This window comes from Streptomyces sp. NPDC001204, assembly GCF_053598035.1.
Map to the genome: position 1 here is coordinate 23,392 of NZ_JBSFJL010000008.1, position 12,634 is coordinate 36,025.

At 71.2% G+C, this 12,634-nt stretch carries 10 protein-coding genes and 1 pseudogene; 6 read left to right on the forward strand and 5 right to left on the reverse strand.

Annotated elements, in window-relative coordinates:
- Nucleotides 1-24 precede the first annotated feature (24 nt).
- The 4 genes and pseudogenes from ACWC91_RS13480 to ACWC91_RS13495 all read left to right on the forward strand — a co-directional run bounded on the left by ACWC91_RS13480 (nucleotide 25) and on the right by ACWC91_RS13495 (nucleotide 3,233).
- Nucleotides 25-819: a polysaccharide deacetylase family protein gene (locus tag ACWC91_RS13480; protein WP_225079546.1), complete on the forward strand. Its 795-nt coding sequence runs from the start codon at nucleotides 25-27 to the stop codon at nucleotides 817-819.
- Nucleotides 819-2,006 carry a YVTN family beta-propeller repeat protein gene (locus tag ACWC91_RS13485; RefSeq protein WP_450641338.1) on the forward strand — a complete coding sequence of 396 codons (1,188 nt, stop codon included), beginning with the start codon at nucleotides 819-821 and terminating at the stop codon, nucleotides 2,004-2,006. The genes ACWC91_RS13480 and ACWC91_RS13485 overlap by 1 nt, the downstream gene beginning before the upstream one ends.
- A 97-nt stretch (nucleotides 2,007-2,103) precedes the next feature.
- A pseudogene (locus tag ACWC91_RS13490) lies at nucleotides 2,104-2,245 on the forward strand (ADP-ribosyltransferase); the annotation flags it as partial.
- 76 nt (nucleotides 2,246-2,321) lie between these two features.
- Entirely contained in the window at nucleotides 2,322-3,233 is a 912-nt protein-coding gene (locus ACWC91_RS13495) for a helix-turn-helix domain-containing protein (RefSeq protein ID WP_225079548.1), read from the forward strand.
- Between the two features lie 61 nt (nucleotides 3,234-3,294).
- On the opposite strand, the gene ACWC91_RS13500 is transcribed toward ACWC91_RS13495, so the two are convergent.
- The 3 genes from ACWC91_RS13500 to ACWC91_RS13510 all read right to left on the reverse strand — a co-directional run bounded on the left by ACWC91_RS13500 (nucleotide 3,295) and on the right by ACWC91_RS13510 (nucleotide 7,445).
- Complete coding sequence (locus tag ACWC91_RS13500; RefSeq protein WP_450641337.1) at nucleotides 3,295-5,592, reverse strand: N-acetylmuramoyl-L-alanine amidase; 2,298 nt, start codon at nucleotides 5,590-5,592, stop codon at nucleotides 3,295-3,297.
- A 171-nt stretch (nucleotides 5,593-5,763) separates the two neighbouring features.
- Complete coding sequence (locus ACWC91_RS13505; RefSeq protein WP_450641336.1) at nucleotides 5,764-6,321, reverse strand: glycoside hydrolase family 25 protein; 558 nt, start codon at nucleotides 6,319-6,321, stop codon at nucleotides 5,764-5,766.
- 92 nt (nucleotides 6,322-6,413) lie between these two features.
- Nucleotides 6,414-7,445, reverse strand: a complete 1,032-nt coding sequence (locus ACWC91_RS13510) for a phosphatidylinositol-specific phospholipase C domain-containing protein (protein ID WP_376502461.1) — start codon at nucleotides 7,443-7,445, stop codon at nucleotides 6,414-6,416.
- Between the two features lie 182 nt (nucleotides 7,446-7,627).
- On the opposite strand from ACWC91_RS13510, the gene ACWC91_RS13515 reads away from it, so the two are divergent.
- Entirely contained in the window at nucleotides 7,628-8,746 is a 1,119-nt protein-coding gene (locus ACWC91_RS13515) for an SPFH domain-containing protein (RefSeq protein ID WP_450641333.1), read from the forward strand.
- Between the two features lie 19 nt (nucleotides 8,747-8,765).
- Nucleotides 8,766-9,866: a hypothetical protein gene (locus ACWC91_RS13520; RefSeq protein WP_450641331.1), complete on the forward strand. Its 1,101-nt coding sequence runs from the start codon at nucleotides 8,766-8,768 to the stop codon at nucleotides 9,864-9,866.
- 31 nt (nucleotides 9,867-9,897) lie between these two features.
- Here ACWC91_RS13520 and ACWC91_RS13525 read toward each other — a convergent pair whose 3' ends face one another.
- Nucleotides 9,898-11,265, reverse strand: coding sequence for an L-serine ammonia-lyase (locus ACWC91_RS13525; protein WP_450641330.1), 1,368 nt, complete (start codon nucleotides 11,263-11,265; stop codon nucleotides 9,898-9,900).
- 101 nt (nucleotides 11,266-11,366) lie between these two features.
- Nucleotides 11,367-12,629, reverse strand: a complete 1,263-nt coding sequence (gene glyA, locus ACWC91_RS13530) for a serine hydroxymethyltransferase (RefSeq protein WP_225079555.1) — start codon at nucleotides 12,627-12,629, stop codon at nucleotides 11,367-11,369.
- Nucleotides 12,630-12,634 lie beyond the last annotated feature (5 nt).

The following is a 12,634-nucleotide window of genomic DNA, read 5'->3' on the forward strand; positions in this document are numbered from 1 at the left end:
GTTTTCTTACCGTTCCCCTCTTAAATGGTGCGGGTGACCACGACCGATCGCCGCGGCGTGCTGCGCGCCGGTGCCGGGCTCGTCGCCGGGGGCGCGCTCGCCGCCGGCTGTTCCTCCACCGGCGCCGCCCCGTCCGCCACCGCATCCCCGGCCTCCGCCGCCGAGTCCCCGCCCGCCGGCACCCCGCAGGCCGCGCCCGCGCCGCGCCCCTTTCCCCGGCAGCCCGCGCAGATCACCCACGGCCCGCGCGACCGGCCCCGCATCGCCCTCACCTTCCACGGCCAGGGCGACCCCGACGTCGCCCGCAGCCTGCTCACCGAGGCCGAGAAACACGGCGCCCGCCTCACCGTGCTCGCCGTCGGCACCTGGCTCGACCAGTATCCGCAGCTGGCGCGCCGGATCCTCGACGGCGGCCACGACCTCGGCAACCACACCCAGCACCATGTGGCCGTCAACGCCATGGCGGAGGCCGACGCCCGCGCGGAGATCACCGGCTGCGCGGACCGGCTGAAGCGGCTCACCGGCTCGATCGGCACCTGGTTCCGCCCCTCGCGCGCCCCGACCGCGTCCTCGCTGGTCCAGCGGCTGGCCCGGGCAGCCGGGTACCCGCACGTGCTGTCCTACGACGTCGACTCGCTCGACTACACCCGGCCCGGCGCCCCCGCCGTCACCCGCAAGGTCCTGGCGGAGGTCCGCAACGGATCCGTGGTGAGCCTGCACTTCGGATACCCGGACACGGTCACCGCCCTCCCCGACGTACTCACAGAACTCGACCGCCGCGGCCTCCACGCGGTCACCACCACGGAGCTGCTGAGCTGATGCCACCCACTTCCATCGCCCGGGCCCTGACCGCCGGCGCCGCCTGCCTCGCGCTCACCGCGCTGTCCGCCTGCACCGGCGGGGGCTCGAAGAACCACGCCGACGAATCCCTCGGCAGCAAGGAGCCCGCCCGGCCCGCGCAGCAGCAGGTCGCCGACGTGCTGCCCGGCATGCCGCCGGTCCTCGACCCGACCGACGTCTATTCCGCCGACCGTCCGGGCAAACTCTCCCCGGTGGTCAAGGACTTCCCGTCCCGCGTCTACGTCCCCAACACCAACTCCAACACCGTCACCGTCATCGACCCCGAGACGTACAAGGTCATCGAGACCATCCCGGTGGGCCGCCAGCCCCAGCACGTCGTGCCGTCCTGGGACCTGAAGACGCTGTGGGTCAACAACGACCTCGGCAACTCCCTGACCCCCATCGACCCGAGAACCGGCAAGGCGGGCAGGCCGGTCGACGTGCACGACCCGTACAACCTCTACTTCACGCCCGACGGGAAGTACGCCGTCGTCATGGCCTCCAAGGACCACCAGCTCGTCTTCCGCGACGCGCACACCATGAAGACGGTCAAGGCCGTCCCGGTCACCTGCGCCGGCGTCAACCACGCCGACTTCTCCCTGGACGGCCGCTACTTCATCGTCTCCTGCGAGTTCAGCGCCGAACTGCTCAAGGTCGACACCGCGAAGATGGAGGTCGTCGGACAGCAGAAGCTGGACTTCCCCGGCGCCATGCCGCAGGACGTGAAGATGTCGCCCGACGGCAAGAAGTTCTACGTCGCCGACATGGTGGCCAACGGGCTGTGGATCCTGAACGGCGACACCTTCGGCAAGCCGGGCTTCCTGCCCACCGGCAGGGGCGCCCACGGCCTGTACGTCAGCCGCGACTCCCGCGAGATGTACATCTCCAACCGCGGCGAGGGCACCATCTCCGTCTTCGGCTTCGCCCAGGGCAAGTTGACCAAGAAGTGGCGCCTCCCGCAGGGCGGCAGCCCCGACATGGGCGGCGTCTCCACCGACGGCAAGGTGCTGTGGCTGTCGGGCCGTTACAACTCCGAGGTGTACGCCATCGACACCCGAACCGGCGCCCAGCTCGCCCGCATCAAGGTCGGCAGCGGTCCGCACGGCCTCGCTGTGTACCCCCAGCCGGGCCGCTACTCCCTGGGTCACACGGGCATCTTCCGCTGATTCAGGGCGGGTTGGCACCGGTCGGACCTGGCCTGGACACGCCACGACCGGGTGGCGATCGGCCGTCCGCCGCCGCGGGACCGGGATCGTGCTGCACATGATCACCACTCGTCCGCGGCGGCGGACCCGCCGCCGTCCTGCTGTCCCTCTCCGCCGTCCTCGCCACCACGGCCGCGACCGCCCCCACGAGCGCGGCCCCGGCACGGACCGCGGCCCGTGCCGCCGCACCCGTACTGCCGGCAGTGGCACTGATCCCCGCCACCGCCCACCACTCGCCTTGAGTCTCCAGCCGCTGGAGGGTCCACACTCGCCGACATGACCGAAGACGGCACCGGCCTTCTCACCATCGGCGAGCTGGCCCGGATCACCGGACTGACCGTACGCACCATCCGCTACTGGTCGGACGAGGGCGCCCTGCCCCCGGTGGCCCGCTCCACGGGCGGCTACCGCCTCTACGACGCGGCCTCCGTCGCCCGCCTGGAGCTGATCCGCACCCTGCGCGAGCTGGGCCTCGGCCTGGCCGACGTGCGCAGGGTGCTCGCGGGGGAGCGGACGGTCGCGGAGGTCGCGGCCGCCCACGTGGCCGCGCTGGACGCGCAGATCCGCTCCCTGAAGGTGACCCGGGCGGTGCTGTCGACCGTGGCCCGGCGCGGCTCGAGTGCGGAGGAGATGACCCTGATGAACAAACTGGCCCGACTGTCGGCGGCCGAACGCAGACGGATCATGGAGGAGTTCGTGGAGGAGATGTTCCACGGCCTCGACACCGCCGATCCCGAGATCCGGGAACGTATGCGGCGCACCGCGATGGACCTGCCCGAGGACCCGACACCCGAACAGGTCGACGCCTGGGTGGAGCTGGCGGAGCTGGTGCGGGACCCGGAGTTCCGGGCCCGGATGCGCAGCGCGGCCGAGTTCAACGCCTCCGACCGCGGCCACGAGACGCCCGCCGGGGCGTCCATGTGGTTCGTCAAGCGGCTCGTCCAGCTGGCCGGCCAGGCCCTGGAACGCGGCCTGGCCCCGGAGGCACCCGAGGCCGACGAGGTACTGGACGACCTCCTCGGCAACGCCGACCACGCGGCCGTCCTCGCACGCCTGGAGGCGTCCCACAACACCCGGCTCGCCCGCTACCGCGAGCTGCTGGCGACCCTGAAGGGCACGTCCGCTCCGACGCACGAGACGGAGTTCGCCTGGGTGATCGCCGCTCTCCGCGCCCGCGTGAACGGCTGACCGCGGAGGCCGTACGGGCCCGGCGACGGTGTGGGGCGGCGCCGGGCCCGACGGGGTGGTGCTACTTGAGGTGGACGATGCCGTCCGTGGTGACGGCGGGGCGGCCCGCGGTGCCGACGACGACGATCTTGATGGTGTGCTTCGCGCTGGTGGGCCAGGTCTTGGTCCAGATCGCGTCGCGGTACTTGGTCGTCGCCGACTTCAGGTCGACCGTGGCGGCCTTGGTGCCGTCGACGTAGATGTCCGCCTGTCCGGAGGTGGCGGCCCGGGAGACCAGCCAGGCCACGGAGCGGCCGGTGAAGGTCCAGGTCAGGGAGGCGTTCTTGGTCGAGCTGGTGAAGGACTTGCCGTCCAGGTAGCTGGTCGAGGACTTGCTCGTCCAGGTGCCGGTCTTCGTCGCGGCCGTCTCCTGGACGATGACGGGGGTGCCGGACACGGTGGCCGTGCCGGTGTTGCCCGCCTGGTCGTACGCGGTCAGGGACCAGGTGGTCGCCGCACCCGGCTTGGCGGTGAGGCCGGCGCTGGTCGCGGTCGGCCCGTACGTGGCGGCGGCCGGGGCGGTGAGCCTGACCTCCTTGAGTGCGGCGTTGTCGGCCGCCTTCCAGCTCAGGGTGACCGGGACCGCGGTGCTGCTCACCGTTCCCGGGCGCAGTGCCAGGGCCGGCTTGGTGGGGAAGGTGGGTGCGGTGGTCTCCGCGACGACCGTGGCCGCCGTGGAGGTGGTCGTCCTGCCGGACTGGTGGGTGGCGCGGACCTGCACCTGGTGGCTGCCGAGCGTCAGCGTGGCCTTGGCCGAGGTGGCGGTTCCCGCGGCCGTGGCCACCGGCTGTCCGTCGACGAGGAGTTCGTACTTGCCGACCAGCGCGGACGGTGTGGTGGCCGCCCAGTTCACGGTGATCGCGGCCTTGGTGTAGTACGTCGTGCCGGACAGGCCCGCTCCGGTGACGGACTTGATCGTCAGGCCGGTGACGGGACCGGCCGCCCAGGCGCGGACGGTGGGCAGTTTGGCGTAGTACGCGTTGCCGGGGCACTGGGTGTTGAAGCCGTCACGGTGCCCGTGGATGGCCGGCAGGCTCAGCTTCGCGCCCTTGGCCCAGGTCTTGCCGGCATAGCTGCGGCCGCTGTCACCGGCGGTGAGGGTGGCCGTGCCGGCCGGGTCCACGCCGTACTGCCCGAGCTTCCAGGCGGCTATCCGGGCGACCGAGGTCAGCGCGGCGTCGCTCGGCGCGACGTCGGTGTAGGTGCCCAGGACGGAGATGCCGGTGGTCTCGGAGTTGAAGCCGTAGGCGTGGGCGCCCATCACCGGCCGGTCCACCCCGCCCTTGCGGCCCTCGTAGACCGTGCCGCACTTGTCGACGAGGAAGTTGTAGCCGAGGTCTTTCCAGCCCAACTGCTTGACGTGGTACGCGTAGATGCCGCGCACGACCGCGGGGGCGTCGGCGCAGGTGTAGTTGTTGCTCTCGGCGGTGTGGTGGACCACCACCGCCTTGATCTTGCCACCGGGCAGGTAGTCGGGCGCCTCGGGACTGATCGACTCGTCGGCGCCCCACCCGGCCCGCGACACGATGGTCGGCCTGGGCGCGGTGGACGGGGGACCCGCGGGCGTGGTGGCACTGGGGCTGGGGGTGGTGGACGGGGGCTGGGAGGCCGGTGCGGAAGAACTCGGCGCCTGGCTCGGCGGGACGGACTCGGCCGGGGTCTCGGACTCGGCCGGATCGGTGGTGGGATCGTCGCCGGCCGGAGTCTCGGCCGGCGGGGAGTCGGCCGGTTGATCCTCCGTGGGGTCGGGCGACTCGGACGGATCGTCGGGCGCGTCGACCTGGAAGGCCGCCGGTTCCATCGCTCCGGTGCCGCTCGCGGCGCCGGTGGCGCCCTTGCCGGGATCGACCATGTCCAGACGCAACCCGGCAGGCAGACGATCGGACGTACGCCCGCCCGCGGTGACCCGCACCTCCACCCCGTCGGAGGGCCCCACCCAGGCCGGTTCCGTACCGCCGCGCCGGGCGGCCGCCTCGCCCTGACCGCCACCACCGTCCAGCCGCAGCCAGTCCGACCACTGACCGGATCCCACGGCACGGGTGCGGGCCTCAATCGTGCCCTCGACCCGGGCCGAGGGGTCGCTCCAGGTGATGCCGAGCATGCTGAACGGCTCGGTCCGCTCCTGCTTCAGAGCGGCCTTGGTGCCGTGCTCGGTCGTCGGCAGCTCGGCGGTGAGGGCCTGGCTCCTCACCGGACCCGGCTTGCCGTCAGCATCGGGGCCGTTGCCCGACTGGTCGGAGCCTGTGGTCAGTAAAAGCCCTCCGACGATGCCTGCCGTGACCACGGCAGCCGTACCCCAGATATAGCGAGGTCTACCCATAACGGATCAGCGATGTCCTTCGTGAGGAGCGAGAGGAGTGGAAACGCCGCACCGACAGGGCGGGACGACTCACCCAGCAGACCCGCAAGATCCGTCAACGGTTGTGTGATCACGCTGAAAATCGCCAAGTGATGCAGGCCACTCGATCGGCGGCCCATCGCCTCGGGCCGGTCAAGCGCCCTGCGCCCACTCGCTGAGCGCCGCCTTGCCGGAGAAGTTCGCCACGTCCTTGTCCACCGGGTCGTCGGTGTACTGGTGGAAGATCCACTTGGCCTTGATCCGGGGCTGCCCCGCGGCGACGTAGTCGGCGATCCACAGGCCGTCGCCCGCGTAGGAGGTGGTGTCGATGTTCAGCCAGAAGTCCCTGTTCGTGTAGAGCACGACCCGGTTGTGCGGGCGCAGGGCCTTGACCTTGCGGATGAACGCGTCCTTCTCCGCGTTGCTCGCGTGCGTGCCCTCGCCCGTCGTCTCCCAGTCGACGGCGAGGACGTCGCCGGCCTTCTCGGGTGCGTTCGAGACGAAGTACTCCGCCTGCGCGGTGATGTTGCCCGGCCACAGGAAGTGGTAGAAGCCGACCACGAGACCGGCGTCGCGGCCGTGCTTGGTCTGGGCGTTGAGCTTGGAGTTGACGTACGAACGGCCCTCCGTCGCCTTGATGAAGACGAAGGAGAGGCCGCTCGTGCCGTAGGTGGAGGACTGGTAGGCGCTCACGTCGATGCCCTGCAGCATGCACACTCCCTGAAGGTGCCGTGGGGGGAGGAGTCATCGGTTGAGTTCTGCCCCACAACGGGTACGGGCGATCCCTTCAGGGCGTTCGAACATCAGCTCCGGGGGACCACCGAACCCAGTACGGCGGCCGGCTTGGCCGACCAGTCCGAGGTGATCACGCTGGCGTGGTGCCCGGCCAGGAGGGAGAGGCGGGCGGCCACCTCGGCGTCCGTCGGGGCGGTCGAGGAGATCGCCGGGGCCACGCCGGCCGCGTCCGTCGTGATCAGGATGTAGTGGTTCCGGGCGTAGAAGGACGTGTCGTAGCCCTGGCCGACGTAGGTCGCCGCGTCGCCGTCGAAGAACACGAACCAGGGGCGGATCGAGGCGTCGTAACGGCTCGCGCGCGGATCGCCGGCGGCGGCGCCGAGCACGGCGGGGAAGGCCTGGGCGGAGGCGATGTTCCCGGCCGCGTACAGGTCGCGCAGGTGGTCGCCGTACTCCTGGTCGGTCCAGTAGTGGTCGAAGGGGTTGGCCTGCTCCACCGTGCCGGGGATCAGCTCGAAGAGGACCTTGCCGGTCAGGGCGTCCCGGGACGGCCAGGCGTCGGCCTTCGCGGCCGCGTCCAGCGAGGGGTGTTTCCCGCCCAGCAGGTCGGACGGCTTGTAGACCATGTCGCCGAGCTTCTGCCGCACCAGGGTGTCGAACGCGGCGGGCCCGAGGCCGATGGTGTTGTTGAAGCCGTTCTTCATCTCCATCTTGAAGACGATCGGCCGGTGGTCGGGGTGCAGCTGGTGCCAGGCGGCGATGTTGTCCAGGCAGCTTCCGAGGTCCTGGTTGCGGCTCTTGCCGTACAGCTCGCCGGGGGTCTTCGCGGCCTCGCAGTTGTTGTCGTTGCCCAGCGGATTGCTGTGGCTGACCCGCCAGCGCCGCGTCAACGGGTCGGTGTAGACGTCGATTTCGAGCAGCGAGGCGCCGGAGTCCAGCGCCTGCGCGAAGTAGGTGTACTTGGTCTTCTCGTACGCGTTGTGCGTACCGATCGCCGTCGTCCCCGAGAACGTCGGCTCCGCCGCACGGGCGTTGCCGGGAACCGCCGTCAGCAGCGCGACGGCACCCAGTAAGGCCGCCGGTCTTCTCGTCCCACGCATGGCCAACTCCCCTTGGTCGTAGTTGAGTTGAGCGGAAGCGTAGGGAACGACGGTTACCGTGCGGTAGCCCCCGGGGGAACAGGTTCGTGCGAGGGCCGGATCCCCGGACCGGCGGCGATTGCTATCGTGCGATCGCGGAGTGAGCCGTACGCAGAGGAAACGGGGGACGGGCCATGGGGCTGATGGACCGTATACGTGGTGAGTTCATCGACATCGTCGAGTGGACCGACGACAGCCGCGACACCATCGTCTGGCGCTTCCCGCGCTACGAGAACGAGATCAAGATGGGCGCCAAGCTCGTCGTCCGCGAGTCGCAGACGGCGGTCTTCGTCAACGAGGGGCAGATCGCCGACGTCTTCACGCCCGGCACCTACACCCTGGAGACGCAGAACCTGCCGGTGCTGTCCACCCTGAAGGGCTGGAAGTACGGCTTCCACTCGCCCTTCAAGGCCGAGGTCTACTTCGTCACCACCCGCCAGTTCACCGACCTCAAGTGGGGCACCCAGAACCCCGTCATCGTCCGCGACCCCGAGTTCGGCATGGTCCGGCTGCGGGCCTTCGGCGCCTTCGCCGCCCGTGTCGTGGACGCCGCCGCGCTGCTGCGCGAACTGGCCGGCACCGACCCGCAGTTCCGCACCGAGGAGGTGCAGGAGTACCTGCGGCAGTTGATCGTCGGCCGGCTGGCCACCGCCCTGGCCACGGCCGGAGTGCCGATGCTGGACCTGGCCAGCCGGCAGGACGGGCTCGGCGCCAAGCTGGCGGGCGCCCTCACCGAGGAGCTGGCCCCGGTCGGCATCGCCGTCCCCAAGTTCATCATCGAGAACATCTCGCTGCCGCCCGAGGTCGAGGCCGCCGTCGACGCCCGCTCCCGGATGGGGATCGTGGGCAACCTCGACCAGTACACCCAGCTCCAGGCGGCCGACGCGATCGGCGACGCCGCGCGCAACCCCGGCGCGGCGGGCGAGGGCGTCGGACTGGGCGTCGGCATGGCCCTGGGCCGGCGCATGGCGGAGGGCCTCACCCCGCAGCAGCCCCCCGCCGCCGCGGCAGCCCCCGCGCCCGCCGCCACCCCGGCCACCCCGCCGCCGCTGCCCCAGCAGCAGTGGTTCATCGGCGTCGGCGGCGCCCAGCAGGGCCCGTACGACAGTGCCGCGCTGACCGGCCTGATCAGTGCCGGCACCCTCTCCCGGACCACCCTGGTCTGGCAGAACGGCATGTCCGGCTGGCTCCCCGCCGAACAGGTCCCGGAGGTCGAACGCCTCTTCGGCAGCGTCCCGCCGCCGCTGCCGCCCCAGGCCTGAGCGGGCGGGGACGACCACCATGACCGAGGACCAGGCCACCGCCGCCTCCGCCCGCTCGTACCCGTGCGAGGCCTGCGGCGCCACCGCGGAGTACGCCCCGGGGACCGACGCGCTGCGCTGCCCCTACTGCGGGCACCAGCAGGCCATCGTGCCCGTCCCGCGGGCGGTGCGGGAGCATCCGATCCAGGAACTGGCGGCCCTCCCCGCCAAACCGCAGGCCGGGCCCGGCTCCGTCAACACCTTCGTCTGCCCGGGCTGCGGGGCCCGCACCGAGAGCGACACGCTCTCCGTGCGGTGCCAGTTCTGCGCCACGCCCCTGGTGGCCGACGCCAACGCCACCGAGCGGGTCGTCCCCGAGGCCGTCGTCCCCTTCGGCCTTGACCGGGACGCGGCCCGGGACGCGCTGCGCACGTGGACGTCCTCCCGCTGGTTCGCCCCCAAGGACCTGAAGAAGGTCACCGAGGCGGAGTCCTTCAAGGGCAGCTACCTGCCGCACTGGACGTACGACGCGGCCACCGACTCCAGCTACCGGGGCCGGCGCGGTGAGTACTACTACGAGACCGTGACGCGCACCGTCACCGAGAACGGCGAGACCCGCACGGTGACCGAGCAGGTGCGGCACACGCGCTGGTACCCGGCCTCCGGAATGGTGTCCCGGGACTTCGACGACGTCCTGGTGCCGGGCACCGGCCACGTCACCGCCAAGCAGCTGGACAAGCTCACGCCCTGGCCGCTGGAGGAGGCCAGGCCCTACCAGGAGGAGTACCTGGCGGGCTTCCAGACGGTGCGCTACGACATCGAGCCCGAGGCCGGCCTGGAGACGGCCAAGCAGCGGATGGCCGAGGTCATCGAGGGCGACTGCCGCAGCGACATCGGGGGCGACGAGCAGCGGGTCGACTCGGTCGACACCCGCTACTCCGACGTCACCTTCAAGCTGATGCTGCTCCCGGTGTGGTTCCTCACCTACCTCCACGCCGGGCGGACCTGGCAGGTCACGGTGAACGCCCGCACCGGCGAGGTGGTCGGCGAGCGCCCGTACAGCACCGGCAAGATCGTCGCCGCCTCGCTCGTGGCGCTCGCGGTCGTCGCGCTGATCGTCTGGCTGAGCGTCAGGAGGTAGCGGCCCGTGCGGCGGCACGGGCCTGACCTCGTCAGCACTCGATGATGTTCACCGCGAGCCCGCCCCGGGCCGTCTCCTTGTACTTCACCGACATGTCCGCGCCGGTCTCCTTCATGGTCTTGATGACCTTGTCGAGGGAGACCTTGTGGGAGCCGTCGCCGCGCATGGCCATACGGGCGGCGGTGACGGCCTTGACCGCGGCCATGCCGTTGCGTTCGATGCAGGGGATCTGGACCAGGCCGCCCACGGGGTCGCAGGTGAGGCCCAGGTTGTGCTCCATGCCGATCTCGGCGGCGTTCTCGACCTGCTCGGGCGTGCCGCCCAGGACCTCGGCGAGGGCTCCCGCCGCCATCGAGCAGGCGGAGCCGACCTCGCCCTGGCAGCCGACCTCGGCGCCGGAGATGGAGGCGTTCTCCTTGAAGAGCATGCCGATCGCGCCGGCGGCGAGCAGGAAGCGGACCACGCCGTCCTCGTCCGCGCCGGGGATGAAGTTGATGTAGTAGTGCAGGACCGCCGGGATGATGCCGGCCGCGCCGTTGGTCGGGGCGGTGACCACCCGGCCGCCGGCCGCGTTCTCCTCGTTCACCGCCATCGCGTAGAGGGTGATCCACTCCATCGCGCGGGCCGTCGCGTCGCCCTCGGCGCGCAGCTGGCGGGCGGTGACGGCCGCGCGGCGGCGCACCTTCAGACCGCCCGGCAGGATGCCCTCGCGGGACAGGCCGCGCCGCACGCACGCCTGCATCACCCGCCAGATCTCCAGCAGGCCCTCGCGGATCTCCTCCTCGGTGCGCCAGGCCCGCTCGTTCTCCAGCATCAGGGAGGAGATCGACAGGCCCGTCTCCTTCGTCAGGCGCAGCAGCTCGTCGCCCGAGCGGAAGGGGTACTTCAGCACCGTGTCGTCCAGCTTGATGCGGTCGGCCCCCACCGCCTCCTCGTCCACGACGAAGCCGCCGCCCACCGAGTAGTACGTCTTGGCCAGCAGCTCGGCGCCGGAGGCGTCGTACGCCCACAGGGTCATGCCGTTGGCGTGGTAGGGGAGCGCCTTGCGGCGGTGCAGGACCATGTCGTCGTCGTAGGAGAACGCGATCTCGTGCTCGCCGAGCAGGCTCAGCCGGCCGGAGGTCCTGATCGTCTCGACCCGGTCGTCGGCCGTCTCCACGTCCACCGTGCGCGGGGAGGCGCCCTCCAGGCCGAGCAGCACCGCCTTCGGCGTGCCGTGGCCGTGGCCCGTCGCGCCGAGGGAGCCGTACAGCTCGGCGCGGACCGAGGCGGCCCGCTCCAGCAGGTCCTCGTTGCGCAGCCGGCGGGCGAACATGCGGGCCGCCCGCATCGGGCCGACCGTGTGGGAGCTCGACGGGCCTATGCCGATCGAGAACAGGTCGAAGACCGAGATGGCCACGGTGACTCCTCAAGACGGGGTGGTGCTGGGGGTGCCAGGGGCGGGGCGCCGCGCACGGGCCGGGTTCTCCGGCCCGCACGCGGCACTCCTCGGAACGGGACTTACTTGTTCAGACCCGGGTACAGCGGGTGCTTGTCGGCCAGGGTGCGCACCCGGGCCTTGAGGGCGTCCGCGTCGTAGGACGGCTTCAGCGCCTCGGCGATCACGTCCGCGACCTCGGTGAAGTCCTCGGTCGTGAAACCGCGGGTGGCCAGGGCCGGCGTGCCGATCCTGAGGCCCGAGGTGACCATCGGCGGGCGCGGGTCGTTCGGGATCGCGTTGCGGTTGACGGTGATCCCGATCTCGTGGAGGCGGTCCTCGGCCTGCTGACCGTCCAGCTCGGAGTCACGCAGGTCGACCAGGACCAGGTGCACGTCCGTGCCGCCGGACAGCACGTCCACGCCGACCGCCCGGACGTCGTCCCGGACCAGGCGCTCGGCCAGGATGCGGGCGCCCTCCAGGGTACGGCGCTGGCGCTCCTTGAACTCCTCGCTCGCGGCGACCTTGAAGGACACCGCCTTGGCGGCGATCACGTGCTCCAGCGGACCGCCCTGCTGGCCGGGGAACACCGCGGAGTTGATCTTCTTCGCCAGCTCGGCCGTGGACAGGATCACGCCGCCGCGGGGGCCGCCCAGCGTCTTGTGGGTGGTGGTGGTGACCACGTGGGCGTGCGGCACCGGGTTCGGGTGCAGGCCCGCGGCCACCAGGCCGGCGAAGTGCGCCATGTCGACCATGAGGTACGCGCCGACCTCGTCCGCGATCCGGCGGAACGCGGCGAAGTCCAGCTGCCGCGGGTACGCGGACCAGCCGGCCACGATCAGCTTCGGCTTGGACTCCTTCGCCAGCCGCTCCACCTCGGCCATGTCGACCAGGCCGTCCTCGCCCACGTGGTAGGCGACGACGTCGTAGAGCTTGCCGGAGAAGTTGATCTTCATGCCGTGGGTCAGGTGCCCGCCGTGGGCGAGGTTCAGACCCATGATCGTGTCACCGGGCTTGAGCAGCGCGAACATCGCGGCCGCGTTCGCCTGGGCGCCGGAGTGCGGCTGCACGTTGGCGTGCTCGGCGCCGAACAGCTCCTTGATGCGGTCGATGGCGATCTGCTCGACCACGTCGACGTGCTCGCAGCCGCCGTAGTAGCGGCGGCCGGGGTAGCCCTCGGCGTACTTGTTGGTGAGGACCGAGCCCTGCGCCTCCATGACCGCCACCGGGGCGAAGTTCTCGGAGGCGATCATCTCCAGCGTGGACTGCTGGCGGTGCAGCTCGGCGTCGACCGCGGCGGCGACGTCCGGGTCGAGCTCGTGCAGGGGTGTGTTGAGAACAGTCATGTGCG

Excerpts from the sequence above, each read along its gene's own strand:
- ACWC91_RS13515 (WP_450641333.1), top strand. The coding sequence starts at position 7,628 with ATGGACCGTATACGTGGTGAGTTCATCGACATCGTCGAGTGGACCGAC.
- ACWC91_RS13485 (WP_450641338.1), top strand. The coding sequence starts at position 819 with ATGCCACCCACTTCCATCGCCCGGGCCCTGACCGCCGGCGCCGCCTGC.
- ACWC91_RS13500 (WP_450641337.1), bottom strand. The coding sequence starts at position 5,592 with ATGGGTAGACCTCGCTATATCTGGGGTACGGCTGCCGTGGTCACGGCA.
- ACWC91_RS13480 (WP_225079546.1), top strand. The coding sequence starts at position 25 with ATGGTGCGGGTGACCACGACCGATCGCCGCGGCGTGCTGCGCGCCGGT.
- ACWC91_RS13510 (WP_376502461.1), bottom strand. The coding sequence starts at position 7,445 with ATGCGTGGGACGAGAAGACCGGCGGCCTTACTGGGTGCCGTCGCGCTG.
- ACWC91_RS13495 (WP_225079548.1), top strand. The coding sequence starts at position 2,322 with ATGACCGAAGACGGCACCGGCCTTCTCACCATCGGCGAGCTGGCCCGG.
- ACWC91_RS13520 (WP_450641331.1), top strand. The coding sequence starts at position 8,766 with ATGACCGAGGACCAGGCCACCGCCGCCTCCGCCCGCTCGTACCCGTGC.
- glyA (WP_225079555.1), bottom strand. The coding sequence starts at position 12,629 with ATGACTGTTCTCAACACACCCCTGCACGAGCTCGACCCGGACGTCGCC.
- ACWC91_RS13505 (WP_450641336.1), bottom strand. The coding sequence starts at position 6,321 with ATGCTGCAGGGCATCGACGTGAGCGCCTACCAGTCCTCCACCTACGGC.